The following is a 25385-nucleotide window of genomic DNA, read 5'->3' as shown; positions in this document are numbered from 1 at the left end:
GCCTGACCCACGCCTCAGGCTGTGGCGTCGAGCATGCGTCCGTTCACTTGTCCCAGCGTATTGATCGTGGGGGAGGGGGGCGCCTCGCTGGACGAGCTATTGTCCGCGGAGGATGCGGCACGAGGGGGGTTGTCTGCCGCATCCCGCACTCGATCGTTGGCGCGAGCCGCCTGATCTCGCGCGGTCTGGGTCTGCTGTTCCAGCTGAGCAACCCGGTTTTCGGCTTGGCTCGCTTCACGCTGGGCCTGCTGCAATCGGGCCTTGTAGAGACTCAACTGCCCGCTCAAGCTGGCGGTGCCACTGTTGAGGGATTGCAAGGCCATGACCATGGGATGCTGTCGGACGATGCGCCGCGTTTGCTCAGGGCGCGATCATGAGGAATGAGATGGCGGGCACCGGGCGGAGGCCGCCGCGTCAGGCCGTTTCGTTGACCAGTCGACCGGTGGTTTGCCCCTGGGTATTGACCGCGGGACGGCTCTCTTGCGGCTCCGGCGCGCTTTGCTGTGGCGGTTGCCGGTTCGTTTCCGCCGCCTGGGTTTGCGCGCTCTCGACTTCCTCGGTTTGACGTGCGGCGTTGTCCTGCTGGGGGGCGACGTAAGCCGCCGTGTTGATGGAATTGGCGTTGACGCTGCTGACGGCCATGATGGACTCCTGACTGAGTAGTGCCCAAATCTTAGTCACATCGAGGGGCTTGTCAACCCGAGGGGAATTGACGGTCCGGTGCTGGGCCCTCGGCAAAACCGTTGTGCCGGTGGGTGGCGGCTCAGTTCGCGGCCCGTCAGGAATGTTCCCTGCGCGTGGCAACCCGACGATTGAATGCGGATAAGAAGGTTTCGTGGTTGCTCGTCGCCATGAAGCCCGTCAAAATAACTGCAATGAAGCAACCATGCGTCGTCGGCATGGCGGGGGTTCTGCTCTGTGCCATGCAACTCGCTGCCGCAGAGGTGAGCCCCGAGGCGCAAGCCGATGACGAGTTTGCCCATGCGACTGCCTTGCCGGGCGACTCCTTGTGGGCCGTCAATGTCGGCGCGGCGTCCTCTTCGACCTCGGGCAATGCTCGCACGCGGAATGTGAACTTCGTGCTTGATGCCCAACGTCGCACCGAGGCCAACAGGCTGTCCATCAACGCCGAGTTCGTCAAAAGCAGTTCCGAAGTGGAGGACGAGGAGACCGGCCGCCGGAGCGAGACCACCACCGCGTTTCGAGAGCTGGCCGGGGTGCGTTATGACCACAACCTGTCCGAGCACGTGTTCGCTTTTGGTGGATTGGAGCTGAGCCGCGACCGGATTGCCCTGCTCGATCTGCGGCAGGTCTACAGCACGGGTTTCGGTTACCAATTTCTGCGCGGCGACAAACACAGCTGGGACGTGCTCAGCGGTGTGTCCTACCGGGAAGACCGGTACATGAGCCCGGGGGTGGAAATCAATGGCAAGCTGCACGACGAACTTTACGTGCACGAGTTGATGCTGGGGGAGGAGTCCAGCCACAAGCTCACGAAATCCGTGCAGTTTCAGCAAAAACTCACCCTCAATCGCAGTCTGGGTGAGGTGCAGGGTACGCGCGGACAGTTCGACATGGGTGTGCAGGTCGCGCTCAACGGCTCTCTGAGCCTGAGCGTGAAATTGCAGCGTCGTTACGACGGTCTGGCGCAGGCCCCCGTGCAGCGTTTCGACACCTTGGTCTTCACGGGGATCAACATGAAATTCGGCGGTTAGGGCCGGTGGACCTCTGACCTGGGGCGCCTCATTCCGGCGGGCGCACCACTTCCAGCAAGCGGTCCAGTCCCCCCGCATGGATGGCCACCATGGCTTGCTCGCGCACCTTGGGCTTGGCATGGTAGGCCACGGACAGCCCTCCCGCCTCGGCGCAGGCCGCCATCATCGGCAGGTCATTGGCGCCATCGCCCATGGCGATGGCCTGTCGCGGCGAAATGCCGAGCTGCGTGCAGGTCTGCAGCAGCGTGCGTCGCTTCTCGGCGCCATCGCAGATATCACCCCAAGGTTGCTCCACCAGGTAGCCTGTGAGTACGCCGTCCTGGATGTCCAACACATTGGCGCGCACGTAGTCGATTCCGAGCAGCGCCTGCACGTGATCGGCGAAATAGGTGAAACCGCCTGAGACCAGCAGCACCTTCAGGCCAGCCCGTCTGCAGGCGTGGACCAATTCCGCCGCGCCCGGATTGAGGCGCAGGCGGTCTCGCTTGACGGCTTCGAGGTCCGCCACGGTCACGCCCTGGAGCAAGGCCACGCGACGGCGCAGGCTGTCCTTGAAGTCGGTGATCTCGCCACGCATGGCGGCTTCGGTGATGGCGGCGACTTCGGCTTTGCGGCCTACGGCGTCGGCGATCTCGTCCACGCATTCGATGTTGATCAGCGTGGAGTCCATGTCGAAGGCAATGAGCTTGAAGTCGTTCAGAGCCAGGGACGGGGTGAAACCTTGCAGCAGCAGGCCGGGGGCGTGTTCGATGGCGGCGGTCATGGATCAGCTTTTGGGAAGGTACAGGGTATCGGACCAGGTGGCCAGCCACTGCGGGCGGTACGCCACGAAGATCGCGGTGAGCAGGCCCGTGACGACGGCGTCCGCCCAGGCCATGAGCCAAAGCGCGACCCAGGACAGTTCCCCGCCGATATGGGGCAGGGTGTGGCCGGCGGCCTGGGCGAGCAGGCGGGCAGCGAAGACACACAGGGCCGTGCCGAGAAAGCCGCGGCCCAGGATGTAGATGAAGGGATGAGGTGGCAGGGTTCGACGCAGCAGCGCGCCCAAGCCCAGCGCCAGGGTGGCGGGCGCGAGGCCCTGCCAGAGCAGCAGGCTCAAGGCTTGCGCGCCGGTGATGGTGGTCAAGGCCCAGGTGATGCCGGCCACCAGCGTGAGCACCGGCACGGCCAGCGGCCAGCCCAGGCAGAGCAGGACCAGACAGGCGCCGGACCACGGCAGCTGCAGGGGCATGGCATGCCAATGCGGCAGAGCCCAGAGCAAGGGCAGCAGGGCCAGGGTCGCGAACAAGGGGGTCTGCAGCCCGCTCGGCGCCAGCATGCGCCAGGGCCGCAGCCACAGCGCGGGCAGCACCACGGCCAGGGCCAGCACGAATTCGTACGGCGCGCTCATGGCGTGGAGGTGGTGGCCGCAGCGCCGAGCGGCTGGCCCAGCGAGCGCAGGATGTCACGCACCAGGTGCGCGCGTGTCTTCGCGTCCGGCAGTTCGCGCTCGATGCGCAGCTTCTCGTTGCCCACCAGCTTGATGTGCTTGTTCTTGCGTACCAGTTCGATCACCTTCATGGCGTCCACGGGCGCGTCCGGACGGAAGGTGATGTTGATGAGCTGGGGCGTCGCGTCCACCTTCACCACGCCGTAGGGCTGGCTGATGACGCGCAGGCGGTGCACGTCGATCAGTGTCTGCGCTTGGGCCGGCAGCTTGCCGAATCGGTCCACCAGCTCTTCCAGCAGTGCATCGATCTGCTCGGTCTTCTTGGCCGTGGCGAGTTTTTTGTAGAAGGACAGGCGCATGTGCACGTCGCCGCAGTAGTCGTCGGGCAGCAGGGCGGGCGCGTGCAGATTGATGTCGGTGGCGGCGCTCATGGGGGCCAGCAGGTCCGGCTCCTTGCCTTCCTTGAGGCTGCGCACGGCCTCGCCCAGCATTTCGTTGTAGAGCTGGAAGCCCACCTCCAGCATGTTGCCGCTCTGGTTCTCGCCCAGCACCTCGCCCGCGCCGCGGATTTCAAGGTCGTGCATGGCGAGGTAGAAACCGCTGCCCAGTTCTTCCATGGCCTGAATGGCGTCCAGCCGCTGCGCGGCCTGTTTGGTCAGGCTCTCCTTGTCGGGCACCATCAGGTAGGCATACGCCTGGTGGTGGCTGCGGCCCACGCGGCCGCGCAGTTGGTGCAGTTGGGCCAGGCCAAATTTGTCGGCGCGGCTGATCACGATGGTGTTGGCGCTGGGCACATCGATGCCGGTTTCGATGATGGTCGAGCACAGCAGCAGGTTGCTGCGCTGGGCCACGAAATCGCGCATGACGGCTTCCAATTGGCGTTCGGGCATCTGGCCATGGGCCACGGCGATCCGGGCCTCAGGCAGCAACTCTTCCAGCCTGCTACGGCGGTTTTCGATGGTCTCAACCTCGTTGTGCAGGAAATAGACTTGACCGCCGCGCTTCAATTCGCGCAGCACGGCTTCGCGGATCACGCCTTTGTCCTCGTTGCGCACAAAGGTCTTGATGGCCAGGCGCCGCTGCGGCGCGGTGGCGATCACACTGAGATCGCGCAAGCCCTCCAGCGCCATGCCCAGGGTGCGCGGGATGGGCGTGGCGGTCAGCGTGAGCACGTCCACCTCGGCGCGCAGGGCCTTGACCGCTTCCTTGTGGCGCACGCCGAAGCGGTGCTCCTCGTCGATGATGAGCAGGCCCAGGTCCTTGAATTTCGTGTCGGCGCTCAGCAGCTTGTGCGTGCCGACGACGATGTCCACGCTGCCGTCGGACACGCCCTTGAGCGCGGCGTTGATCTCCTTGGTCGAACGAAAGCGGCTCATCTCGGCCACCTTGACCGGCCACTTGGAGAAACGATCCACCAGGGTCTGGTAGTGCTGCTCGGCCAGCAGCGTGGTGGGGGCGAGGAAGGCCACCTGCCGTCCGCCCGTGACGGCCACGAAGGCGGCGCGCAAGGCGACCTCGGTCTTGCCGAAGCCCACGTCGCCGCAGACCAGGCGGTCCATGGGACGGGGTGACACCATGTCCTGGATCACCGCGTGGATCGCGGCCTTCTGGTCAGCGGTCTCTTCGAAGCCGAAGTCGTTGGCGAACTGTTCGTAGTCGCGTGGCGAGAAGCGGAAAGCATGGCCTTCGCGCGCGGCGCGCCGCGCGTAGATGTTCAGCAGCTCGGCGGCCGCATCGCGGATCTGCTGCGCGGCTTTGCGCTTGGCCTTTTCCCACTGACCACTGCCCAGCTTGTGCAGCGGCGCTTCGTCGGCGCTGACGCCGGTGTAGCGGCTGATCAGTTGCAGCTGGCTGACAGGCACATAGAGCACGGCCTGATCGGCGTACTCCAGGTGCAGGAATTCCTGCAGCGCGGGCGTGCCGTCGGGGTTCTTCGCCCCACGTCCATGTTGACGAGACCCCGGTAACGGCCGATGCCGTGGCTGGCATGCACCACCGGGTCGCCCACGTTGAGCTCGGACAGGTCTTTGATCAGGGATTCGACGTCGCTGACCTGTTCCTGTTTCTTGCGGCGGCGCGCGCCCGAGCTGGTCGCGAACAGCTCGGTCTCGGTGACGAAGTCCAGCGCTTCCTGCGTCCAGGCAAAGCCCTGCTGCAGCGCGGCGGTCGCGATGCCCAGGCGTTCCTCGCTGGCGCGGAACTCTTCCAGGGTGTCGAAAGCAGGTGGGATCACGCTGCTGGCGCGCAGGAAATCGAGCAGGCTTTCGCGCCGGCCGTCGCTTTCGGCCAGCAACAGCACGCGGTGCTGGGTGTTGCGCAGGTGGTCCTTCAGCTTGAGCAAGGGGTCGTCGGTGCCGCGCGCCGCGGTGACTTCGGGCAGGCGGTCGAACTCGGCGAAGTCTGGCGCTTCCTGGCCGCTACCCGCTGCTTTCAGGGCCAGTTGCGCATGCGCGTTGGCCAGGGTGAAGAACTGTTCCGCGTTCAGGAACAGGTGCTCGGGCGGCATGGGCGGGCGCTCGGGTTCGCCTTGGGCGAGGCGGTAACGGTCCTGGGTGTCGCTCCAGAAGCGCCGCAGCGCGGGCTCGATGTCGCCGTGCAGCACCAGCGTCGCGCTCTGCTGGCGGCCCCCGCTCAGGTAGTCGAAGACCGTGGCGGTCTGCTCGAAGAACAAAGGCAGGTAGTACTCGATGCCCGCCGTCGCCACGCCGTTGCCCATGTCTTTGTAGAGCCGGCTCTTGGTCGGGTCGCCTTCCAGCAGTTCACGCCAGCGGCGACGGAACAGCGCGCGTGAGCCCTCGTCCATCGGGAACTCGCGCCCCGGTAGCAGGCGTACCTCCGGCACGGGGTAGAGGCTGCGCTGACTGTCCGGGTCGAAGGTGCGGATGCTGTCCACCTCGTTGTCGAACAGGTCCACGCGGTAGGGCACGGCCGAGCCCATGGGGAAGAGATCGATCAGGCCGCCGCGTACCGCGTATTCGCCAGGGCTGACCACCTGGGTGACGTGGTTGTAGCCGGCCAGGGTGAGCTGGCTGCGCAGGGCGGCTTCGTCCAGCTTCTGCTTGACCTTGAACTCGAAGGTGGTGGCCGCCAGAAAGCTGGGAGGTGCCAGACGGTAGAGCGCGGTCGTGGCCGGCATCAGCACCAGGTCGATGGCGTCTGCCGGTCTGACCGAGCCGGTGCTGCTCTGGCCGGTGTTGTAGAGCCGCCAGAGCGTGGCCAGGCGCTCGCTGATCAGGTCCTGGTGCGGCGAAAAGCTGTCGTAGGGCAGGGTCTCCCAATCGGGAAACACCGCGCAGCGCAGCGTGGGTGCGAAGAAAGTGATTTCGTCGATCAGGCGTTGCGTGTCGGTCGCGTCGGCGCAGACGATGGCCAGCAGACGCCCCGCTTCTTTCTCGCGCTGGGCCAGACGGGCGAGCAATAGCGCGTCGGCGGAGCCGGGGGGGCGGGGCAGGGTGTGGCGCTTGCCGGTTTGAAGCTTGGGGAGTTCCATCGGATGCAAAAAACGCGAAAACCCCCTGCGCGTTTTGCAGGGGTGTGACGCTATTTTATGTTCCTTGGTGGTGGGGCCTCCGGGCTCTCCATTTCGACCGGGCCTGCGGGCGGGGCGTGAGGGGCATGGGAGAATCGCGCCCCACCCCATGACGCACATTGCACCCCAATTCCATGTCCTGATTCCCTGCGCCGGCATCGGTTCGCGTGCGGGTGGTTCGCTTCCCAAGCAATACCAGCCGGTCGCCGGTCAAGCCCTGGTGCTGCATACGCTGGCGGCGTTTGCCGAGGTCGCGACCGTGCATCCCGCGCTGCGCTGGGTGCTGGTGGTGGTGGCGCCCGGGGATACCTTCCTGCGCTCGACACCGGCCTGGTCGGTGGTGCCCCAGGGCGGCGCGACGCGCGCCGACACCGTGGCGCGGGGCCTGGCGGAGTTGCGTGTGAGGGGCGCGCATGATGCCGATTGGGTGCTGGTGCACGACGCCGCGCGCTGCCTGATCACCCCGGCACAGATCGAGGCGCTGATGTCCGCTTGCGCCAACGACCCGGTGGGTGGCCTGCTGGCCTTGCCCTTGCCCGACACCCTCAAGCAGGCGGAGGCGAACCGTGAGCCTGCCCGGGTCCAGGCGACGCTCGACCGCGCCGACAAATGGCTGGCGCAGACGCCGCAGATGTTCCGTCTCGGGCCGCTGGCCGAGGCCCTGGCGCAGGCCCAGCGCTCTGGCGTCGCCGTGACCGACGAGGCCAGTGCCTTCGAAGCTCTGGGCCTGGCGCCGCGCCTGGTGCCGGGCAGCGCGCAAAATTTCAAAGTGACCTATCCCGAGGACTTCGCATTGGCCGAGGCCGTGCTGCAAGCGAGAAAGAAAAGCGCATGAGTATTTCAGACATGAGAATCGGTGAGGGCTGGGACGTGCACCAGCTGGTCGAGGGGCGCCCCCTCATCCTGGGCGGCATCCAGGTCCCGCACCCCAAGGGCCTGCTCGGCCATTCGGACGCGGATGCGTTGCTGCACGCCATCACCGACGCGCTGTTCGGCGCGGCCGGCCTGGGGGACATCGGTCGTCACTTTCCCGACACGGATGTGCAGTTCAAGGGCGCCGATTCGGGCGTGCTGCTGGCCGAGGCCGCCGCGCGCGTGCGCGCGCAGGGCTGGCGCGTCGCCAACGTGGACAGCACCATCGTTGCCCAGGCGCCCAAGATGGCGCCGCACATCGCCGCCATGCGCGCGCGCATCGCCAGGCTGCTGGGTCTTGACGAGTCACAGGTCAATGTGAAGGCCAAGACCGCGGAGAAACTCGGCCCCGTGGGCGAGGGGCTCAGCATCGAGGCCCGGGCGGTGGTCTTGCTGCTGCGCTGATTGCGTCCTGGCGCGCGGCGCGTTGGCCCCGCGTGTGCCTATTTCGCCTGCCGCAGTTCGATGCGGGTGCTGAAGCCACCCAGGCTGCTGTTGCCCACGCCAAAGCGCCCACCCATGCGGCGCAAAGTCTTTTCCACGATCGCCAGGCCCAGGCCGGCCCCGGTGGCGGCGGTGCGCGCGGTGTCGCCGCGGTAGAAGGGCTTGGTCAGGTTCGGCAGGTGCTCTGGCGCCACGCCAGCGCCGTGGTCGCGCAGGCGCAACTGCACCCAAGGCTCGCGTGCCCTCACGCCGATGTCCAGCGTGGTGATGCCGGTCTCCGGCGTCTTGCCATAGCGGCGGGCGTTTTCCACGAGGTTGGAGATCACGCGGCCCAGCTCGACCGCGTCCGCCATGACCCAGATGTCCGAGGGCAGGTCGATGTTGAAGCGCATGTCCTCGCGGTGTTCAAAGGCGTAGAGGCAACTGCGGATCACCTCGTTCAGGTTAACGCGCTCCAGCCGCACGTGGTCCGGTCGCGCGTAGTCCATGAACTTGTCGATGATGGCATCGAGCTGTTCCAGGTCAGCCACCATGTGCGCGCGCGCATCGGCGTCGGCCACGCTCATTTCGGTTTCAAGCCGCAGCCGTGACAGCGGTGTGCGCAGGTCATGGCTGATGCCGGCAAGCATCACGGCGCGGTCCTGGTCCAGCTTGGCCAGGCGTTGGGCCATGCGGTTGAAGCCGATGTTGACCTGGCGGATCTCGGCCGTTGGCACCCGCTCGTTCAGGCGGCTGGCCTCGAAGTCGCCTTCGCGGATGCGGCTGGTGGCGAAGGACAGTTGCTTGAAGGGTTGGTTGATCAGGTGGGCGACAAAGGCCGCACCGGCCAGCGACAGCAGCACGCCCACCACCAGCCACAGCAGCCAGACGCTCTGGCGGGGCTCGCCTTCCAGCAGACGGAGGGTTTGCAACCAAGTCAGTGTGCTGGCACCCAGCAGCAAGCTGATCAGTCCAAAGGTGCGCCAGAAGAGACTGAAGCCGCTGACCGGAAAGAAGGGGGCGTCGACGACCGCGGCGTCGTCCAGGTCGGCACCACCAGGCCCGTGCGAGGGCGGTTGCGCATGTGCTGACTTCTCGTCGAATATCGCGGCGGCTTTCGCCTGCGTGGGGTCGGGTGCGGGTTCGGTCTTGTCGGCGCTCTTGCCCCCGCTGTCTTCCTTGAGCCAAGCCAGCCAGCGGGCCGTGGTCGGGTCGGCCGAGACGATCGGACCACCGATGTCGATGGCCCTGCGCAGCGCTTCGTCGGAATCCGGGCCTTCGCCTGTATCAGGGGTCAATGCCATGTGCGCGGCGCGAGGGAATGACGGCGCAGGCGCTTCAATGCGCGCCGTCCGGCACGAAGACGTAACCCACGCCCCAGACGGTCTGGATGTAGCGCGGGGACGCCGGGTCAAGCTCGATCAACTTGCGCAGGCGCGAGACCTGCACGTCCAGGCTGCGGTCGAAAGGTTCAAACTCCCGGCCTCGCGCCTGCTGCGCGAGCTTCTCGCGTGACATGGGCTGGCGCGGATGCCGCACCAGGGCCTTGAGCATGGCGAACTCGCCGGTCGTCAGGGGCAGCTCTTCGCCATCCTTGCGCAGGGTGCGCGCGCTGAGATCAAACACATAAGGGCCAAAGGCCACGACCTCCTGCTCGCTCGAGGGTGCACCCGGCGCCTCGGGTGCGGGGCGACGGCGCAGCACGGCGTTGATGCGCGCCAGCAGCTCGCGCGGGTTGAAGGGCTTGCCCAGGTAGTCGTCCGCACCGACTTCCAGGCCCACGATGCGGTCCACATCCTCCACCTTGGCGGTCAGCATGATGATGGGGGTGCGGTCGTTTGCCGCGCGCAGGCGGCGGCAGATCGAGAGACCATCCTCCCCGGGCATCATCAGGTCGAGCACGATCAAGTCCACGGATTCGCGCAAGAGAATGCGCGTGAGCGCCTTGCCATCTTCGGCCAGGAAGACCTCGAACCCCTCCTGGGTCAGGTAGCGGCGCAGCAGGTCACGGATGCGGGCGTCGTCGTCAACGACCAGGATCTTGTCGGTACGGCTGTTGGATGGGGTCGTCATGGCACGGACAGAAAAGTTGTAATTCGTTGAAATGACCGAAACAGGAAATACCGCACGGTAGTGGGCGGGATTGTGCCGCCGACCACTTGCCTACAGCCAGCGCGCGACGATCTGTTTTCAGAATGTTACAAACCGATGGGGACCCCGGTATGGCGCGCCGTGGCGGCCGGGGGATGCCGCCGTAGGTTCGTCGCTTATTGCGCTGCCCAGCCGCCGTCCATGTTCCAGGCGACGCCGCGCACATTGTCGGCCGCGGGCGAGCAGAGGAACAGCGCCAGCGCGCCCAGTTCCTCCGGCGTGGTGAATTGGAGGGAAGGCTCTTTTTCTCCGAGCAGGAGCTTGGTGGCCTCGGCATTGCTGAGTTTCAAGGCCTGGGCCTTGGCATCCACCTGTTTTTGCACCAGGGGCGTGAGCACCCAGCCTGGACAGATGGCGTTGCAGGTCACGCCTGTGGTCGCGTTCTCCAGCGCCGTGACCTTGGTCAGACCCACCACGCCGTGCTTGGCGGCGACGTAGGCAGATTTCTCGGCCGAGGCCACGAGTCCGTGCACCGAAGCCACGTTGATGATGCGGCCCCAGCCCTTGCCCCCGTTGGCGGCCAGCATGGCGGGCAGGGCGAGGCGCGTGGCGTGGAAGGCCGAGCTCAGATTGATGGCGATGATGGCATCCCAGCGCTCAGGCGGAAAGTTCTCGACACGCGCGACGTGCTGGATGCCGGCGTTGTTGACCAGGATGTCTACCTGGCCGAAGCGCTGGGCCGCGAAAGCCACCATGGCCTCGATCTCGGCAGGCTGGCTCATGTCCGCGCCATGGTAGGCCACCTGCACGCCCAAGGCCGCGATCTCGCGCTGCGGCCCTTCCGCGTCGCCGAAACCGTTGAGCACGATGTTCGCGCCCTGCTGCGCCAGCGCCTTGGCAATGCCCAGTCCGATACCACTGGTGGAACCTGTGACGAGGGCGGTTTTGCCTTTCAGCATTTTTGTCTCCATTCCGCAAAGGGAGTAAATCGATGAATTAGGATGATGCCACGCGCGCTCCCCTGATCCGCGCATGTCTGCACAGAGCGCATCATGACCGAACCCAAGCTGAATCACGTCTCTTGCCCCGGCGCCAGCGCCGGCAACCCAGAGGGGACCCACCGCATGGCTTACTGGCAATGGGGCCGCCGCGACGCGCCCCATGTGCTGGTCTGCGTGCACGGCCTGTCGCGCCAGGGACGAGATTTCGACGTGTTGGCGCGTGCCTTGCTTCAGGCGGCAGGTGGCGAGTCGGGTGATCTGCGCATTGTCTGTCCTGACATCGTTGGCCGGGGCCGCAGCGACTGGCTGGCCGATCCCATGGGCTATCAGATTCCCTTGTACGCGGCGGACATGGCCGTTCTGCTCGGCGCCTTGAAGCCGGTCACCCTGGACTGGCTGGGCACCAGCATGGGCGGCCTGATCGGCTTGGCATTGCTCGGGCAGGCGGCCTTGCAACCCACCACGCTGCCCGCGCCGATTCCGATCCGCAAGCTGGTGCTCAACGATGTCGGCCCGGTCATCGCCTGGGCGGCGCTCCAGCGCATCGGCACCTACCTTGGCGCACCCATGCGCTTCGACACTGTGGAGCAGGCCGCCGAGGCCCTGCGCCTGATTTCCGTCGGTTTCGGCCCGCACACGCGCGAGCAATGGCTGGAGCTGTCCCGTCCCATGCTCAAGCCCGTGCCGGCAGAGGCTGGCAAAGGTGCGGGATACGTGCTGCATTGCGACCCGGCCATCGCCGCGCCCTACCGACTGATGACGCCCGAGACCGCCGCTGCGGGCGAGGCCTTGCTCTGGCAGATGTACGAGGCAATTCAAGCGGACACGCTGCTGCTGCGGGGCAAGGATTCCGATCTACTGTCTGTCGAGACCGCGCAGGCCATGGCCCAGCGTGGCCCTCGGGCACGGCTGGTGGAGTTCGAGGGCGTGGGCCATGCGCCGACGCTGATTGCCGACGACCAAGTGCGAGCCGTGCGCAGCTTTCTGCTCGGGTCATGAAGAAGCGGGCAGGCATGCGATATGAAAAGTCAGGCCGCTGAACTGGCGGCGGAGCGTGCTGAGTCCGCTGCCGCGCTCATCACCACCGCCATCGACCAATTTCCGGGTTCCCCGGGGGCTGCTCCCGCGCCCTCGCAGGGGGCGGCCATTGCGCGCGCGCGGGCATTTGCGGAGCCGCTGCTGACCGGTGAAACGCTGGAGACGGGCGAGAACACCTTGGCGCATGCCGATGCGGTGGCCGTCATCCTGCGCAATATCGGCGGTTCGGAAGCCATGCAGGCCGCCAGCTACCTCGTCTATGCCAGTGCCTACCTCAGCAAGCCGCGCGAAGCGATCGCCAAGGCCTTTGGGGAGAGCCATGCCGCTTTGGCCGTGGAGACCACGCAACTCGTGCTGGTTCAGCGGCAGGCGCGCGCCAAGGCGCAACGCGAGTTGCATCAGCGCACCGGCGCCGAGGCAGCAGGTATTGATCTGGGCATGGCCCAGATCGAGAACGTGCGCAAGATGCTGTTGGCCTTTTCGCGCGATCTGCGCGTGGTGCTGCTGCGCCTGGCGTCACGCCTGCAGACCCTGCGCTGGTTCGCGGCCAGCAAGCGTGCCTTGCCGCCCGGTCTGGCGGCCGAATCCCTGCATGTCTTCGCACCCCTGGCCAACCGCCTGGGCATCTGGGAGATCAAGTGGGAGATGGAAGACCTGGCCTTCCGCTTCCTGGAGCCCGAGACCTACAAGCACATCGCCCGCCTGCTCGATGAAAAACGCGTCGAGCGCGAGGCTTACGTGGAACACTTGCGCGCGGAGTTTGAGCGTGAATTGCGCGTGCAGGGCGTCAGCGCGCAGGTGCAGGGGCGCCCCAAGCACATCTACAGCATCATCCGCAAGATGCGCGGCAAGTCCCTGGACTTCGACCGCATCTATGACGTGCGCGCCCTGCGCGTGGTCGTGCCAGACGTGCCCGCCTGTTACGCGGCCCTGAGCTGGGTGCATAGCCACTTCACGCCCGTGGTCGAAGAGTTCGACGATTACATCGCCCGGCCCAAACCCAATGGCTACCAGTCTCTGCACACGGTAGTGCGTGATGCGGAAGGCCGAGCCATCGAGATCCAGATCCGCACCCAAGCCATGCATGAGCATGCGGAGCTGGGCGTGGCCGCGCATTGGGCTTACAAGGAGGCAGGGGCGAAGGGCTACGGCGGTGGCGTGACCGCGGACAGTGCCTACGATGCCAAGATCGCCGTGCTGCGCCAACTGTTGGCCTGGGAGCAGGACCTGTCCGGCGGGCAGGACGACCGCGCGCAGCGCCCGACCCGGGGCGAGGTGGGCGGGGTGCTGGACGATCGCATCTATGTGCTCACCCCGCAAGCCACCATCGTGGACTTGCCCCAGGGCGCGACACCGGTGGATTTCGCCTACAGCCTTCACACAGACCTGGGCCATCATTGCCGCGGCGCGCGCGTCGATGGCGCCATGGTGCCGCTCAACACCCCGTTGAAGAATGGCCAGACGGTGGAAATCACCGCCGTGAAGGAGGGAGGGCCTTCGCGCGATTGGCTCAACCCCGAGTTGGGCTACATGGTCAGTCCCCGCGCGCGCGCCAAGGTTCGGGCGTGGTTCAACGCCCAGGCCGCGCAGGAGACCATCGCGCGCGGTCGCGAGGCGGTGGAAAAGACCCTGCAGCGCGAGGGCAAGACGGCCATCAAGCTCGACGATCTGGCGGCGCAATTGGGTTTCACGAACGCGCAGGCCTTGTTCGAGGTGGTGGGCAAGGACGAGTTGTCCTTGCGCAGCATCGAGGCCGTCCTGCGCCCGGCGGATCCCGCGCCGGTGGTCGAGGCCGATGACGCCGTGCAGTCCATGTTGCGTCGCCCGCGCAGCGAAGGTTCGGGGAAGGGCGGTGTGCTGGTGGTCGGGGTGGATTCCCTGCTCACTCAGCTTGCCAAGTGCTGCAAGCCCGCGCCACCCGATGCGATCCGTGGTTTCGTCACGCGCGGCAAAGGCGTCAGCGTGCACCGGGCCGACTGTGCCAGCTTGCAGGCGCTGATCAACACGCATGGCGAGCGGGTGATCGACGTTGAGTGGGGTGTGCCCAAGGCTGGTGGCGAAGGCAAGGGGGGGGCGGTCTACCCGGTGGATGTTCACATCGAAGCCGCCGATCGTCAGGGCTTGCTGCGCGACGTGAGCGAAGTCTTCGTCAAGGAGAAGATCAACGTCATCGGCGCTCAGACCCAGACCGTGCAAGGTGTGGCGCGCATGACGCTGACCGTGGAAGTGGCCAGCACCAGCCGCCTGGGCAAGGTGCTGGCCACGGTGGCGGCGCTGCCAGGGGTGTGGAAGGCGAAGCGGAAATAGTCCCACTGGCGTTGCCGTCGGTGCCGATACAACTGGTGCAGTTGGAAAAATCCCTCGAGGATTTTTCAGGGGCAGGATTTCTCTTCGCCTGAATCGGGACAAGTGGGCCTGGTTGGAATGATTCTCAAATACCCTTAAGGGTTTGGGTCTATGATGATTTCCCCTTGATTTCTCCCCTGCCATCGTCGTCGGGGTTACGCATATGCCGGCTTTCATTTCCAACCTCTCGGTGGCCAAGCGCCTGGGCCTCGGTTTCGCCCTGGTGCTGCTCTTGTCCCTCATCACCATCATCGTGAGCATCGCTCGACTGAGCGCCGTGGCGGACTCGACCCGCGAGATGGTGGATGTGCCTGTCAGGACCGAGCGCCTCATCAGTGATTGGTACCGCAATCTGTCCGCGGGCGTACGCCGCACTGCGGCCATCGCCAAGAGCAGTGATTCTTCCCTGGTGGCGTACTTTGCCGAAGAGGCCGCCCTGTCCACCAAGACTTCCAGTGAATATCAGAAGACCATCGAGACCTTGCTGACCAAGGAGCGCGACAAGAAAGTCTTCGCGGAGATCGGTGAGCAGCGCAAGGTGTATCTCGGTACCCGGGACGCCATCGCTGAGTTGAAGAAAACCGGCAAGCTGGACGAGGCCAATCGCATGCTGGACGAGCAGTTCACACCAGCCGCCAAGCTCTACATCGGGAAGATGGAGGCGCTGATGAACAATCAGCGTGAGGACATCGACACCATGGCCAAGGAGATCGAGGCCACTTACGAGACCAGCCGCATGCTGCTAGTGGCCTTGGCGGGCGTGAGCGTCGTGTTCAGCATGCTGTTCGCGTGGCTGCTGTCGGGCAGCATCACCAAGCCGCTGGCGCAGGCGGGCGAGGTGGCGCGTGCCGTGGCACAAGGGGATCTGAGTGTGCGGATTGACAACAGCCGTACCGACGAAGTGGGGCAATTGCTCAACAGCCTCAAGGAAATGCAGGACAGCCTGGCGCGCGTGGTGTCTCAGGTTCGCCAGGGCTCGGAGAGCGTGGCCACGGCCAGTGCCGAGATCGCCCAGGGCAACCAGGACCTGAGCGCGCGCACGGAAAGTCAGGCCAGTTCACTGGAAGAAACAGCGGCTTCGATGGAGGAGTTGGGCTCCACCGTCAAGCAGAACGCGGACAACGCACGCCAGGCCAACCAACTGGCCCAGAGCGCGTCCACCGTGGCGGTCAAGGGTGGTGAGGTGGTGGCCCAGGTGGTCGACACGATGAAGGGCATCAACGATTCGAGTCGCAAGATTGCCGACATCATCAGCGTGATCGATGGCATTGCCTTCCAGACCAACATCCTGGCCTTGAACGCGGCGGTGGAAGCGGCGCGCGCGGGTGAACAGGGGCGAGGCTTTGCGGTGGTGGCAGCCGAAGTTCGCAGCCTGGCCGGGCGCAGCGCCGATGCGGCCAAGGAGATCAAGACCCTGATCAATGACAGCGTGGAACGTGTGGGGCTGGGCACGGCCCTGGTGGACCAAGCCGGCGCCACGATGGGTGAGGTGGTGGCCAGCATCAAGCGCGTGACGGACATCATGGGCGAGATCAGCGCGGCCAGCGTGGAGCAGAGCGCCGGTGTGGCGCAAGTGGGCGAGGCCGTGACCAACATGGACCAGGCCACGCAGCAGAACGCGGCGCTGGTGGAAGAGATGGCCGCCGCGGCGTCCAGCCTGCGCTCGCAATCGCAGGAGCTGGTGCAGACCGTGGCGGTGTTCAAGATTGGCGGGCAGACCGGTTCGCGCGCCAGCGGCGCACAAGCGGCGTTGCTCTCCTTGCGCTGAGTTCTCCCGGTCGGAGCCGGGGGCTGCGCCTTGGCTCAGTTTTTCCAGTAGCCCCGGTGCGGGGCGCTGGCCTCGTCGATCAGCGCCGGCCCGATGCATGCGATCAAGTGCGGAGAAGCCGTGAAGATGTCGCGGCAGGACAGCTCGGCGTCACGCTGCTCGGCGCGCTCGCCGCGGAACGCCCGCAGCCGCATCGCGTCGATGCCATAGACCACGCGCCCGATGTTGGACCAGAAAATGGCGCCCGCGCACATCACGCAGGGCTCGGCCGAGGAGTAGAGCGTGGCGCGAGCCAGCGTCTCGCGATCCACGCGCGGCGAGACCATCCGCACTGCGTTGGTCTCGGCATGGCCGGTGCAGTCACCGGTTTCGCTGGTGTTGCACCAGGCTTCGGCCAGGATTTCGCCCTGGTCCGAGACGACGACGGCGCCAAAGGGCCGGTTGCCGCGCGCGCGGCCGGTGGCGGACCAAGTGATGGCCTGGCGTAGGTAGGCGCCGTCGCGCTTGTCCAGGGAGGCTTCTGTGGGCAAGCTCATGCTCAGGCCTTGTAGGCGCGCTCGGCGCTGGTGGGCAACAGGCCGCGTTCGAACACGCTGTCGGCGGCGGGGCGGTTTTGCAGGCCGAAGACCTGGGCCGCCTGTGCGATCTGCTCTTCCAACAGCGCTTTGCGCACGTCGCCCAGACCGTGCGTTGTCACGTCCGCTGCAGCCACGTACTGGGCGGTCAGGCGCCAGCGATCAAGCTCCACCTGCGCGTCGAGGATGGGCTCGCGCTGCTTGATGGCGGCGATCGCCGCGGCCGGGTTGGCCAGGGTCTCCTTCAGCGCGCGGTTGCTCGCGCGCAGGAAACCCGCGACCAGGGCCGGCTGTTCGGTGATCAATTTGCGACTGGCGAGCACCGCATTGCCATAGAGGTCGACGCCGGCCTCGGTGTACTTGAGCACCGACAGCTCTTCGGGTTTCATGCGTGCGAACAGCGACACGGCGGAGTCGTGGAAGTAGGTGGCGCCGTCCACGTCGCCACGCACCATCACGTTGTCGCGCGCGCTGAAGTCGGTGGTGACCCACTGAAAATGCTCTGCGCCCAGCTTGAGTTTGTTGGCCACCATGGGCCAGGCGCGGCGGGTGGATTCGACGGCGGCCGCAGCAATGCGCTTGCCCTTGAGGCTCTGGAAATCGGGTGTGATGCCCCGGTCCTTGCGGCCGATGATCACGAATGGTGCGCGGTTGTAATACTGGTAGACCGCCTGCACCACGGGCGTGCCGGGGTTCTGGGACTGGAACTCGATCAGCGAGCTAATGTCGCCCAGGCCCAGCTGGTAGACGCCGCTGGCAACGCGGGTGATGGACGTGACCGAACCGGCGCCCACGTCGATGGACACATCCAGCCCTTCGTCGCGGTAATAACCCTGGGTCTGTGCAAGAAAGAACGGGGCAGTTTGGCCGGTGACGCGAAAGTCCAGCGTGAATTTCAGGGGGGTGAGCTTGGGCGCCGACTGGGCCCAGACCGCCGGGGCGGCGAGGGTGGATGCGGCAAGGACAGCAGAAGTGCCGAGGAAATGGCGACGCAGCATGGTGTTGCTCCTGGAAGGCGTTAAGTGCCCGGCCTGGCGGGCTGGGTTTCCAGAGCAATTTCCGGGCGCCGGGCTGACCTGCGCTGAACGCTTCTACTCTTGGCTGCTTTCAAGCAAAGCATGTGCCAATGTTGTATACCGTCGGGTTGGCAGTTCTGGCCCGGGCTTTGCTTGTCTCCTGGCAGGAGTAGAAGCGTTCACCCGGCTCGTGCTGCATGCGCGGGTCGTGGCCGGAAATTGCTCTTGAAGTTCAACTTTCAGGAGATCTGCATGACCGCACCCGCCTACGACCTCACCGAGCTGCAAAAAGAATCGCGCATGGGCGCGATAGGCACGCTCGACACCGCGCGCGAGATCCGCCGCATCGACCTTACCGACTTCGAGGCCCGCAAGGCCGAGATTGCCGACCAACTCTGGGATGCGGCGGTGGATGTCGGTTTCTTCCAGCTCGTTAACCACGGCATCCGCCCGGAGGAAATCCAGGCGGCCTTTGCCATGGCCGAGCGTTTCTTCGCCTTGCCCGAGTCGGTGAAGCAGCAGTATCCGCACCAGAAGGCGCACAACGTGGGCTGGGAAAGCCGCGCCCAGGTGCGGCCCTCCACTGGCACGCCAGACCAGAAGGAGAGCTACCAGATTACCCGGCCCCGCATGGCCGAGCTCTGGCCCACCGAGACTGAACTGCCGGGCTTCCAGGCCACCCTGTTGGCCTTCGAGCGCAAGAGCTGGGCGGTGGGCATGCAGGTGCTGTCCTGCTTCGCGCACAAGCTGGGTTTTGCCGACGATTTCTTCACGCGCGCGCACGATCCCGAACAATCCGATTACCAGAGCACGCTGCGCCTGCTGCATTACTACGCCATCCCGCCCGAGGTGCAGGACAAGCTGGACCTCTGGCGCGCCGGCGCCCACACCGATTTCGATTGCCTCACGCTGCTCTACCAGCGTCAAGGGCAGGGCGGCCTGGAGGTCTGCCCCGGCAAGGAGATGGAGGCTCAGGCCTGGACGCCGATCCCGCCCGATGGGGATGCCATCACCTGCAACATCGGCGACATGCTGATGCGCTGGAGCGACGACCGCCTGCCCAGCAATTTTCACCGTGTGCGCAATCCCCGGCCGGGTGAGTACATGGGGCCGCGCTACAGCCTCGCTTTCTTCGCGCAGGCCAACCGATCCGCCGTCATCGAGGGTCCCGCAGGCAAGCACCCTGCCATCACGGCGGGGGACTACCTCAAGCAGCGGGTGGCAGCGAACTTCAAGGCGTACTGAGTGCGGCGCGGCGTTCGGGTGCCGTGGCGCAGCGCGGTCGGGGCGAAGGCCGCGTGAACACAGAATCGATTCCGAAATGCAAAAGGCCCTCGACGAGGGCCTTTTTTCAGGGAGCGGAGCGCTTGTGGATCAACCACCCTTGCTCGGACGCTTGCCCGGGTTCTTCTTGCTGCGCGTGGCGACGCCACGTTCCAGGCTGACGCGCTGGCCGCGGCCGCCCGTGGGCAGGGAAAAGCCGTTGAGAGGAACGGGGCGGGGAGTGGCCTTGCGGTCTGCTTCGGTGACGATCTTGTTGCCCATGGCAAATCCTTTTGGGGTGGGTGACTCTGGTATGACTCGAACGAGAAACGCGCATTTTAGCAGCGCTGCTGCCGGGTTTGCCCGGGTCTGACACAGCCACCCGTGCGGGGGCTCCTGGCCTTACCATCGCGGCCACCATGACACCCGCTGACACCCGCCACGGTCTTTATCCCCATCTGCTGGCCCCGCTGGACCTGGGCTTCACCCAACTCAGGAACCGCGTGCTCATGGGTTCCATGCACACCGGCCTGGAGGACGGGCGCGACCTCGGCAAGCTGGCGGCTTACTTTCGCGAGCGCGCCGAAGGCGGCGTCGGCTTGATGGTGACGGGCGGCTTCGCGCCCAACATCGCGGGCTGGGCCAAACCTTTCGCGGGCACCTTGTCCACCTCGGGTGCGGCGCGACGGCACCAAATCGTCACGAAGGCCGTACACCAAGCCGGCGGCAAGATTGCCCTGCAGATCCTGCACACCGGGCGTTACGCCTACCACCCGCTGGCGGTCGCACCCTCGGCCATCAAATCGCCCATTTCGCCCTTCAAACCCTTTGAGTTGTCCGCGCGCGGTGTGGAACGGCAGATCCGTGCTTTCGTCAATTGCGCGGTCAAGGCACGCGAAGCCGGGTACGACGGCGTGGAGATCATGGGCAGCGAGGGGTACTTCATCAACCAGTTCCTCGCCAAGCACACCAACCACCGCGACGATGCCTGGGGCGGTGACTACAGCCAGCGCATGCGCCTGCCGCTGGAGATCGTGGCGCGCACGCGCGAGGCCGTGGGATCGGATTTCATCCTGATCTACCGACTCTCGATGATTGACCTGGTGCCCGGCGGCAGCAGTTGGGACGAGGTCGTCACCCTGGGCAAGGCCGTGGCCCAGGGGGGCGCCAGCATCATCAACACCGGCATTGGCTGGCACGAGGCCAGGGTGCCTACCATCGCCACCAGCGTGCCGCGCGCGGCCTTCGCCTGGGTGACGAAGAAGATGAAGGCCGAGTTCGCCACCGCGGGCATCACCACGCCCCTGGTCACGTCCAACCGCATCAACACGCCGGAGGTGGCTGAGCAACTGCTGGCCGATGGCAGTGCGGACATGGTGTCCATGGCGCGCCCGCTGTTGGCCGATCCGGCCTTCGTGAACAAGGCGGCCGAGGGCCGGGCCGAGGACATCAACACCTGCATTGCCTGCAACCAAGCCTGCCTGGACCACATCTTCGTGAACAAGCTCACGAGCTGCCTGGTGAATCCACGCGCCTGCCACGAGACCGAACTGGTTTATCACCCTTTGACGGACAGCGGCGCGCCGAAGAAGCGCATTGCGATCGTGGGTGCGGGCCCGGCGGGCGCGACAGCCGCCGCGATCGCCGCCGAACGCGGGCACGAGGTCCATCTGTTCGAGGCGGCCGGTGACATCGGTGGCCAGCTCAACCTCGCCAAGCAAGTGCCAGGCAAGGAAGAGTTCCACGAGATGTTGCGCTACCTGCGCCGCCGCATCGACACCACGGGCGTACGCCTGCACCTGAACACGCGAGCGTGCGCCGAGGACTTGTTGGCCTACGACGTGGTGGTGGTCGCCACCGGTGTTGTGCCGCGTGACCCGAAGATCGCGGGGCAGGACGACGCGCGGGTGATGAGCTATGTGGATGTGCTCCAGGGCACAAAACCCGTGGGCCGCAAGGTGGCCATCGTCGGCGCAGGGGGGATTGGCTTCGATGTGGCCGAGTTCCTGACCAGCGAGGGCCATTCCACGGCGCTGGACCTGCCAGCCTGGTTGGCCGAATGGGGCGTAGCGGACCCGGCGCAAGCGGCGGGTGGGCTGGCGCCCCAAGGCCCGCAGCCGCCCGCATCTACGCGGGAGGTGACGCTGCTGCAGCGCAAGCGCGGCAAGCTGGGCGACAAGCTCGGCAAGACCACGGGGTGGATCCACCGTGCCGCGCTCAAGATGAAGCGGGTGCGCATGGAAGGCGGCGTGAACTACGAGCGCATCGGTGAGCATCCCGAGGGCGCGGGCAGGCGCGCGGGCTGGGGCCTGGCCATCACGCGGGGTGAGGGGCGCGCAGACCCGCAATGGCTGGACTGCGACACCGTGGTGCTCTGCGCCGGGCAGATTTCTCAGCGCTCGGTTTTCGACGAATTGCAGGCCCGGGGTCGCATACCGGGCCAGGACCTGCACCTGATCGGTGGGGCCTTCGAGGCCGGTGAATTGGACGCCAAGCGCGCCATCGACCAGGCCGCGCGGCTGGCCGCGCGTCTCTGATCAGGTCTTGCGCGTGGCCTTGGGCACCACCACTTTGCCAACCTGCGGCATGGCGCGACCCGCGGCCAGTTCCTCGCGCAGCACCTGGATGAAGCTTTGGCAGGCCAACGACAGCGAACGGCCGCGCTTGCTGACCAAGTAGATGTCGCGCGAGACCACGGGTTGGCGCAAGGGCTTGATCAACAGGTCCGGATGGGCCAGGCACTGCGCATAGGCCGTCGGAACCAGCGCCACGGCCTGGCCACTGCGCGCCAGCCAGAGGGCCGTGGACTGGAAAGACACTTCCCCCACCACGTTCAGCCGCACACCCGCGCGGGCCGCGCTGGTCTCGATCAGATGGCGCACGCCGTAGCCTGGACGGCCGGTGATCATCGGCTGACCGTCCAGGTCGGCCCATCGCACTTGCTTGAGTCCCGCCAGCGGGTGGCCGTGCGCGCAGACCAAGCAGAACGTGTCGCGCATCAGGGGCTGCTGCTCGATCTCGCCGCCCGCGCGCTCCGGCGTACCGATGCCGAAGTCCACATGCTCGCCGACCACCCGGCTGACGAACTGATCGGGCGCCACGTCGTCCACCAGGGTTTGTATATGCGGGTAACGGGCGCTGAAGGTCTGGATGACTTCGGGCAGCAGCATGCTGGCCAGCGTGGGCGTGATGGCGATGCAGACCCGACCGCGCTGGTGGGCGCGCAGGTCCATGAAGCTGGAGCCCAGGGTGTCCACGTCACGCAGGATGCGTTCCACCACCTCGATGGCGTCCTGGCCGGCCTGGGTGGTTTGCAGTGAACGGGTGGTGCGGTCGAACAGCCTCGCGCCCAGACCATCCTCCAGTTGGCGGATCAGCACGCTCACGGCGGATTGCGTCAGCGACAGCTGTTCCGCCGCCGCGCCGAGCTTGCGCAGCTGGTAGACCGCCTTGAAGGCACGCAGTTGGCGGATGGTAGGGGAGAAGGGCGTTGTCATTGAAGAAAATTCATGAATGCTTCTGAATTTTTCGATTTACAGATGAATTATGGATGCGTTTAATTCAGACTCAAAGGAGATGAAGATGAGTCAGAAACCATGGCGTCGCATCGCGACGGAAGAAGCCTGGGCCACGCCCGAACTGGTGCAGCGCTACCGCAAGATCATCGAGACCAAGAGTCTGGACGACCCCGGTTTTTTCAGCCTCTGGGGCTTCTTCGGCACCAGCGACGCGCCGCGCGCCAAGGACCTGCGTGACCGCATCCAGGACATGGAAGCGCGTCGCCTGGCGGACATGGACGCCGCGGGCGTGGATGTGCAACTGCTGCTGCTGACCGCGCCTGGCGTGCAGGTCTTCGCCCCGGACGAGGCCGCCGCCCTGGCCGTGTCCACCAACGACCAACTGGCCGAGACCATCCGCAAGCACCCGGACCGCTACGCGGGTTTGGCCGCGGTGGCACCGCACGCGCCACAAAAGGCCGCGCAGGAACTGGAACGCGCCGTGACCAAGCTGGGTCTCAAGGGCGCGGTCGTCAACTCGCACACCATGGGAACGTACCTGGATGACGAGCAGTACTGGGATGTGTTCGCCGCGGCCGAGGCACTGGACGTGCCCTTCTACATCCACCCCAACACGCCGCCGAAGGAGATGATCCAGCCCTTCCTGCCGCGCTGCATGGATGCCGCGATCTACGGCTTCCAGGCCGAGACCGGTCTGCATGCGCTACGCCTGATCATCTCGGGCGTGTTCGACCGCTTCCCCAAGCTCAAGATCGTGCTGGGTCACTTGGGCGAAGGCCTGCCTTTCTGGCTGTACCGCATCGACTTCATGCACGCGGGCATCGTGCGCGCCAACCGCCATCCGGGCGTCAAGCCGCTGAAGAAGAAGCCCAGCGACTACCTGCGCGAGAACTTCTGGTACACGACCAGCGGCATGGCCTGGGAACCGGCCATCAGCTTCGTGCAGCAGCAGATGGGCATGGACCGCGTGATGTACGCCATGGACTATCCCTACCAGTACGAACTGGGCGAGGTGGCCGCCATGGATGCGCTGCCGCTTACACCTGAACACAAGAAGATGTTCTACGAAAGCAATGCCGTGAACCTGTTTAAGCTATAAATCCGACATCCAACCTCAGGACAGGAGACAAGCGTGAATAAATTTTCCCAAACACGTCGTTATCTGGCGCTCGGCGCGCTGCTCGGATTCACGGGCGTTGCCATGGCTCAGGCCTGGCCCACCAGCCCGATCAAGCTGGTGGTGACCTTCCCGCCGGGCGGCAGCAGCGACGCGGCCGCGCGCATCGTGGCGCCGAAGTTGTCCGAGCGCCTGGGCCAGCCCGTGGTGGTGGACAACAAACCGGGGGCCGGCGGTGGCGTGGGCCTGGGGATCGTGGCCAAGGCCGCGCCCGATGGCTACACCATCGTGCTGGCTTCGGCGGGCGGCCTGACGGCCAACCCCTCGCTCTACAAGACCCTGTCCTATGATCCGCAGCGTGACTTCGTGCCCGTCACCGGCTTCGGCGCCAGCCCCTTCGTGCTGGTGGCCGGCACCGAATTGCCCGCGAAGACGGTCAAGGACGTGATCGAACTCGCGAAGAAAGAGCCGGGCAAGCTGACCTACGCCTCGGGCGGCAATGGCACGGCCATGCACCTGTCGGGTGAATTGCTCAAGTCCATGGGGGGCGTGGACATCACTCATGTGCCCTACAAGGGCAGCGGCCCGGCGGTGCTGGCCGCGATGGGCAATGAAACCTCGCTGGCCATCGCCGACATCACGACCATCAAGCCGCAGATCCAGTCGGGCCGCCTCAAGGTGATCGGCGTGATGGACAAGAAGCGGTCCGCGCTCGCGCCGGACATGCCCACGCTGGCCGAGTCCGGCCTGCCAGGTTTTGAGTCCAGTGGCTGGTTCGCCATCCTCGCGCCCGCCAAAACGCCGGCTGCAGTCGTGAAGCGACTCAACACCGAACTGGTGGCTGTGCTGCGTTCCGCCGACGTGCGCGAGCGTTTCTCGGCCGCCGGCTTGGAGCCCATGCCCAGCACGCCGGAGGAACTGACCGCTTTCATGAAGAGCGAGACGGTCAAGTGGGCGAAGGTCATCAAGGACTCGGGCGCGAAGATCGACTGAACGAACGTCCGCCGTTCCTAGGTCGGCGCCAGGTCGCCTAGGTAGGCGGCGACCGGTGCCTGCCGGCTCAGCGTCCGTAGGTCGTCGGCGAACGTGAGCCGGCTCACGCGCTCACTGTCCTTCTGCACGAAGACGAAGCGTTCGCAGACCTCAGCCAGTATTTCCAGGTGCACCGGTTCGTTCGGGTGCAGGCACAGGACAACCAGGCGTCCTTCGCTGCGCAGCTTGCGGAAGAAGTCCAGCATGAAGCCGATGTAACCGTCCTGCGTGTTGAACTGAGGTTCGTCGAAGAGGTGCACGAGGGCGCGGCTGCTCAGCGCGCGCTCCAGCATGAACGAAGGCCGTGTGCGGCGGAAGGCACGCAACTGATAGGACTGGTGGTAGTGCAGGGCCACGCGGTCGCGTTCCTCATAGCGGGTGCGGTGGATGTCCTGTCCGCTCACGAGCACTCGGCCAGCGCTGGGCTGGTTGCCACCTGTGATGAGTTCGAAGAGCGTGGTCTTGCCTGCCCCATTGGCGCCCATCACGCCCAGAATGGTGGGGCCGTCGATGCTGAAATCGGCCTGCAACTCGAAGGTGGTCCGGGGCCGCAGCCAGCCGCGCCGATAGCGCTTGACGAGTCCCTGGACTTGCAGAAGCGGTGTGTGCATC

The 25385-nt window shown here is 65.8% G+C and carries 22 protein-coding genes and 1 pseudogene; 10 read left to right on the top strand and 13 right to left on the bottom strand.

The window, feature by feature from the left end:
• Positions 1 to 14 precede the first annotated feature (14 nt).
• Both DW355_RS13265 and DW355_RS13260 read right to left on the bottom strand, forming a co-directional pair.
• Positions 15 to 323 (bottom strand): hypothetical protein, encoded by a 309-nt coding sequence (locus DW355_RS13265; protein WP_131280736.1) that lies wholly within the window; start codon positions 321 to 323, stop codon positions 15 to 17.
• Positions 324 to 414: 91 nt separating this feature from the next.
• A complete protein-coding gene (locus tag DW355_RS13260; protein ID WP_131280734.1) occupies positions 415 to 642 on the bottom strand; it encodes a hypothetical protein in 228 nt (75 codons plus the stop codon).
• Between the two features lie 281 nt (positions 643 to 923).
• On the opposite strand from DW355_RS13260, the gene DW355_RS13255 reads away from it, so the two are divergent.
• Complete coding sequence (locus DW355_RS13255; protein ID WP_165493196.1) at positions 924 to 1715, top strand: DUF481 domain-containing protein; 792 nt, start codon at positions 924 to 926, stop codon at positions 1713 to 1715.
• 28 nt (positions 1716 to 1743) lie between these two features.
• Here DW355_RS13255 and serB read toward each other — a convergent pair whose 3' ends face one another.
• From serB to mfd, 3 genes and pseudogenes are all read right to left on the bottom strand, one after another.
• Positions 1744 to 2478, bottom strand: a complete 735-nt coding sequence (gene serB / locus DW355_RS13250) for a phosphoserine phosphatase SerB (protein ID WP_131280731.1) — start codon at positions 2476 to 2478, stop codon at positions 1744 to 1746.
• Between the two features lie 3 nt (positions 2479 to 2481).
• The gene (locus tag DW355_RS13245) at positions 2482 to 3105 is read right to left on the bottom strand and encodes a hypothetical protein (RefSeq protein ID WP_131280729.1); all 624 of its coding nucleotides are present in this window, start codon (positions 3103 to 3105) and stop codon (positions 2482 to 2484) included.
• Positions 3102 to 6634: pseudogene (gene mfd, locus DW355_RS13240) on the bottom strand (transcription-repair coupling factor). The gene DW355_RS13245 and the pseudogene mfd overlap by 4 nt, the downstream one beginning before the upstream one ends.
• A gap of 148 nt (positions 6635 to 6782) precedes the next feature.
• Here mfd and ispD point away from each other — a divergent pair.
• Positions 6783 to 7508, top strand: a complete 726-nt coding sequence (gene ispD / locus DW355_RS13235) for a 2-C-methyl-D-erythritol 4-phosphate cytidylyltransferase (protein ID WP_131280727.1) — start codon at positions 6783 to 6785, stop codon at positions 7506 to 7508.
• Complete coding sequence (ispF, locus tag DW355_RS13230; protein WP_131280725.1) at positions 7505 to 7990, top strand: 2-C-methyl-D-erythritol 2,4-cyclodiphosphate synthase; 486 nt, start codon at positions 7505 to 7507, stop codon at positions 7988 to 7990. The genes ispD and ispF overlap by 4 nt, the downstream gene beginning before the upstream one ends.
• A 38-nt stretch (positions 7991 to 8028) precedes the next feature.
• On the opposite strand, the gene DW355_RS13225 is transcribed toward ispF, so the two are convergent.
• From DW355_RS13225 to DW355_RS13215, 3 genes are all read right to left on the bottom strand, one after another.
• Positions 8029 to 9312: an ATP-binding protein gene (locus DW355_RS13225; protein ID WP_131280723.1), complete on the bottom strand. Its 1284-nt coding sequence runs from the start codon at positions 9310 to 9312 to the stop codon at positions 8029 to 8031.
• A gap of 34 nt (positions 9313 to 9346) precedes the next feature.
• Complete coding sequence (gene ompR, locus DW355_RS13220) at positions 9347 to 10081, bottom strand: osmolarity response regulator transcription factor OmpR (RefSeq protein ID WP_006298009.1); 735 nt, start codon at positions 10079 to 10081, stop codon at positions 9347 to 9349.
• A gap of 194 nt (positions 10082 to 10275) precedes the next feature.
• A complete protein-coding gene (locus tag DW355_RS13215; protein ID WP_131280721.1) occupies positions 10276 to 11058 on the bottom strand; it encodes a 3-hydroxybutyrate dehydrogenase in 783 nt (260 codons plus the stop codon).
• Positions 11059 to 11151: 93 nt separating this feature from the next.
• Between DW355_RS13215 and DW355_RS13210 the strand changes: the two genes are divergently transcribed.
• The 3 genes from DW355_RS13210 (at position 11152) to DW355_RS13200 (ending at position 16252) form a co-directional block, all read left to right on the top strand.
• Entirely contained in the window at positions 11152 to 12099 is a 948-nt protein-coding gene (locus DW355_RS13210) for an alpha/beta fold hydrolase (protein WP_131280720.1), read from the top strand.
• Between the two features lie 21 nt (positions 12100 to 12120).
• Positions 12121 to 14445, top strand: a complete 2325-nt coding sequence (locus DW355_RS13205; protein ID WP_131280718.1) for a RelA/SpoT family protein — start codon at positions 12121 to 12123, stop codon at positions 14443 to 14445.
• Between the two features lie 202 nt (positions 14446 to 14647).
• The gene (locus DW355_RS13200) at positions 14648 to 16252 is read left to right on the top strand and encodes a methyl-accepting chemotaxis protein (protein WP_131280716.1); all 1605 of its coding nucleotides are present in this window, start codon (positions 14648 to 14650) and stop codon (positions 16250 to 16252) included.
• 35 nt (positions 16253 to 16287) lie between these two features.
• Here the strand turns inward: DW355_RS13200 and DW355_RS13195 are convergent, their stop codons facing one another.
• Entirely contained in the window at positions 16288 to 16788 is a 501-nt protein-coding gene (locus DW355_RS13195) for a nucleoside deaminase (protein WP_131280714.1), read from the bottom strand.
• A gap of 2 nt (positions 16789 to 16790) precedes the next feature.
• Positions 16791 to 17825: an ABC transporter substrate-binding protein gene (locus DW355_RS13190; RefSeq protein WP_131280712.1), complete on the bottom strand. Its 1035-nt coding sequence runs from the start codon at positions 17823 to 17825 to the stop codon at positions 16791 to 16793.
• 270 nt (positions 17826 to 18095) lie between these two features.
• Between DW355_RS13190 and DW355_RS13185 the strand changes: the two genes are divergently transcribed.
• On the top strand, positions 18096 to 19088 hold the full coding sequence (locus tag DW355_RS13185) for an isopenicillin N synthase family dioxygenase (RefSeq protein WP_131280710.1): 993 nt from the start codon (positions 18096 to 18098) through the stop codon (positions 19086 to 19088).
• Between the two features lie 129 nt (positions 19089 to 19217).
• Here the strand turns inward: DW355_RS13185 and DW355_RS17815 are convergent, their stop codons facing one another.
• Positions 19218 to 19388, bottom strand: a complete 171-nt coding sequence (locus DW355_RS17815; RefSeq protein ID WP_165493195.1) for a hypothetical protein — start codon at positions 19386 to 19388, stop codon at positions 19218 to 19220.
• Between the two features lie 137 nt (positions 19389 to 19525).
• Here DW355_RS17815 and DW355_RS13180 point away from each other — a divergent pair, with 137 nt between their 5' ends.
• Positions 19526 to 21643 carry an NADPH-dependent 2,4-dienoyl-CoA reductase gene (locus DW355_RS13180; protein WP_131280708.1) on the top strand — a complete coding sequence of 706 codons (2118 nt, stop codon included), beginning with the start codon at positions 19526 to 19528 and terminating at the stop codon, positions 21641 to 21643.
• Here DW355_RS13180 and DW355_RS13175 read toward each other — a convergent pair whose 3' ends face one another.
• Positions 21644 to 22603, bottom strand: a complete 960-nt coding sequence (locus tag DW355_RS13175) for a LysR family transcriptional regulator (protein ID WP_131280706.1) — start codon at positions 22601 to 22603, stop codon at positions 21644 to 21646.
• A gap of 85 nt (positions 22604 to 22688) precedes the next feature.
• On the opposite strand from DW355_RS13175, the gene DW355_RS13170 reads away from it, so the two are divergent.
• Both DW355_RS13170 and DW355_RS13165 read left to right on the top strand, forming a co-directional pair.
• Positions 22689 to 23723, top strand: a complete 1035-nt coding sequence (locus DW355_RS13170) for an amidohydrolase family protein (RefSeq protein ID WP_131280704.1) — start codon at positions 22689 to 22691, stop codon at positions 23721 to 23723.
• A gap of 33 nt (positions 23724 to 23756) precedes the next feature.
• A complete protein-coding gene (locus DW355_RS13165; RefSeq protein WP_242671156.1) occupies positions 23757 to 24734 on the top strand; it encodes a Bug family tripartite tricarboxylate transporter substrate binding protein in 978 nt (325 codons plus the stop codon).
• 17 nt (positions 24735 to 24751) lie between these two features.
• On the opposite strand, the gene DW355_RS13160 is transcribed toward DW355_RS13165, so the two are convergent.
• Positions 24752 to 25384, bottom strand: a complete 633-nt coding sequence (locus DW355_RS13160; protein WP_131280702.1) for an ATP-binding cassette domain-containing protein — start codon at positions 25382 to 25384, stop codon at positions 24752 to 24754.
• Position 25385 lies beyond the last annotated feature (1 nt).

The sequence above is a fragment of the Hylemonella gracilis genome (genome assembly GCF_004328645.1).
GTDB lineage: Bacteria > Pseudomonadota > Gammaproteobacteria > Burkholderiales > Burkholderiaceae_C > Hylemonella > Hylemonella gracilis_B.
The sequence above is the reverse complement of the archived record's forward strand: the minus strand, read 5'-3'. Positions and strand labels throughout refer to the sequence as shown.

Excerpts from the sequence above, each read along its gene's own strand:
- DW355_RS13210 (WP_131280720.1), top strand. The coding sequence starts at position 11,152 with ATGACCGAACCCAAGCTGAATCACGTCTCTTGCCCCGGCGCCAGCGCC.
- DW355_RS13160 (WP_131280702.1), bottom strand. The coding sequence starts at position 25,384 with ATGCACACACCGCTTCTGCAAGTCCAGGGACTCGTCAAGCGCTATCGG.
- DW355_RS13195 (WP_131280714.1), bottom strand. The coding sequence starts at position 16,788 with ATGAGCTTGCCCACAGAAGCCTCCCTGGACAAGCGCGACGGCGCCTAC.
- DW355_RS17815 (WP_165493195.1), bottom strand. The coding sequence starts at position 19,388 with ATGGGCAACAAGATCGTCACCGAAGCAGACCGCAAGGCCACTCCCCGC.
- DW355_RS13190 (WP_131280712.1), bottom strand. The coding sequence starts at position 17,825 with ATGCTGCGTCGCCATTTCCTCGGCACTTCTGCTGTCCTTGCCGCATCC.
- DW355_RS13175 (WP_131280706.1), bottom strand. The coding sequence starts at position 22,603 with ATGACAACGCCCTTCTCCCCTACCATCCGCCAACTGCGTGCCTTCAAG.
- DW355_RS13170 (WP_131280704.1), top strand. The coding sequence starts at position 22,689 with ATGAGTCAGAAACCATGGCGTCGCATCGCGACGGAAGAAGCCTGGGCC.
- ispD (WP_131280727.1), top strand. The coding sequence starts at position 6,783 with ATGACGCACATTGCACCCCAATTCCATGTCCTGATTCCCTGCGCCGGC.
- DW355_RS13245 (WP_131280729.1), bottom strand. The coding sequence starts at position 3,105 with ATGAGCGCGCCGTACGAATTCGTGCTGGCCCTGGCCGTGGTGCTGCCC.
- DW355_RS13180 (WP_131280708.1), top strand. The coding sequence starts at position 19,526 with ATGACACCCGCTGACACCCGCCACGGTCTTTATCCCCATCTGCTGGCC.
- ompR (WP_006298009.1), bottom strand. The coding sequence starts at position 10,081 with ATGACGACCCCATCCAACAGCCGTACCGACAAGATCCTGGTCGTTGAC.
- ispF (WP_131280725.1), top strand. The coding sequence starts at position 7,505 with ATGAGTATTTCAGACATGAGAATCGGTGAGGGCTGGGACGTGCACCAG.
- DW355_RS13185 (WP_131280710.1), top strand. The coding sequence starts at position 18,096 with ATGACCGCACCCGCCTACGACCTCACCGAGCTGCAAAAAGAATCGCGC.
- DW355_RS13255 (WP_165493196.1), top strand. The coding sequence starts at position 924 with ATGCAACTCGCTGCCGCAGAGGTGAGCCCCGAGGCGCAAGCCGATGAC.
- DW355_RS13260 (WP_131280734.1), bottom strand. The coding sequence starts at position 642 with ATGGCCGTCAGCAGCGTCAACGCCAATTCCATCAACACGGCGGCTTAC.
- DW355_RS13200 (WP_131280716.1), top strand. The coding sequence starts at position 14,648 with ATGCCGGCTTTCATTTCCAACCTCTCGGTGGCCAAGCGCCTGGGCCTC.
- DW355_RS13205 (WP_131280718.1), top strand. The coding sequence starts at position 12,121 with ATGAAAAGTCAGGCCGCTGAACTGGCGGCGGAGCGTGCTGAGTCCGCT.
- serB (WP_131280731.1), bottom strand. The coding sequence starts at position 2,478 with ATGACCGCCGCCATCGAACACGCCCCCGGCCTGCTGCTGCAAGGTTTC.
- DW355_RS13225 (WP_131280723.1), bottom strand. The coding sequence starts at position 9,312 with ATGGCATTGACCCCTGATACAGGCGAAGGCCCGGATTCCGACGAAGCG.
- DW355_RS13215 (WP_131280721.1), bottom strand. The coding sequence starts at position 11,058 with ATGCTGAAAGGCAAAACCGCCCTCGTCACAGGTTCCACCAGTGGTATC.
- DW355_RS13265 (WP_131280736.1), bottom strand. The coding sequence starts at position 323 with ATGGCCTTGCAATCCCTCAACAGTGGCACCGCCAGCTTGAGCGGGCAG.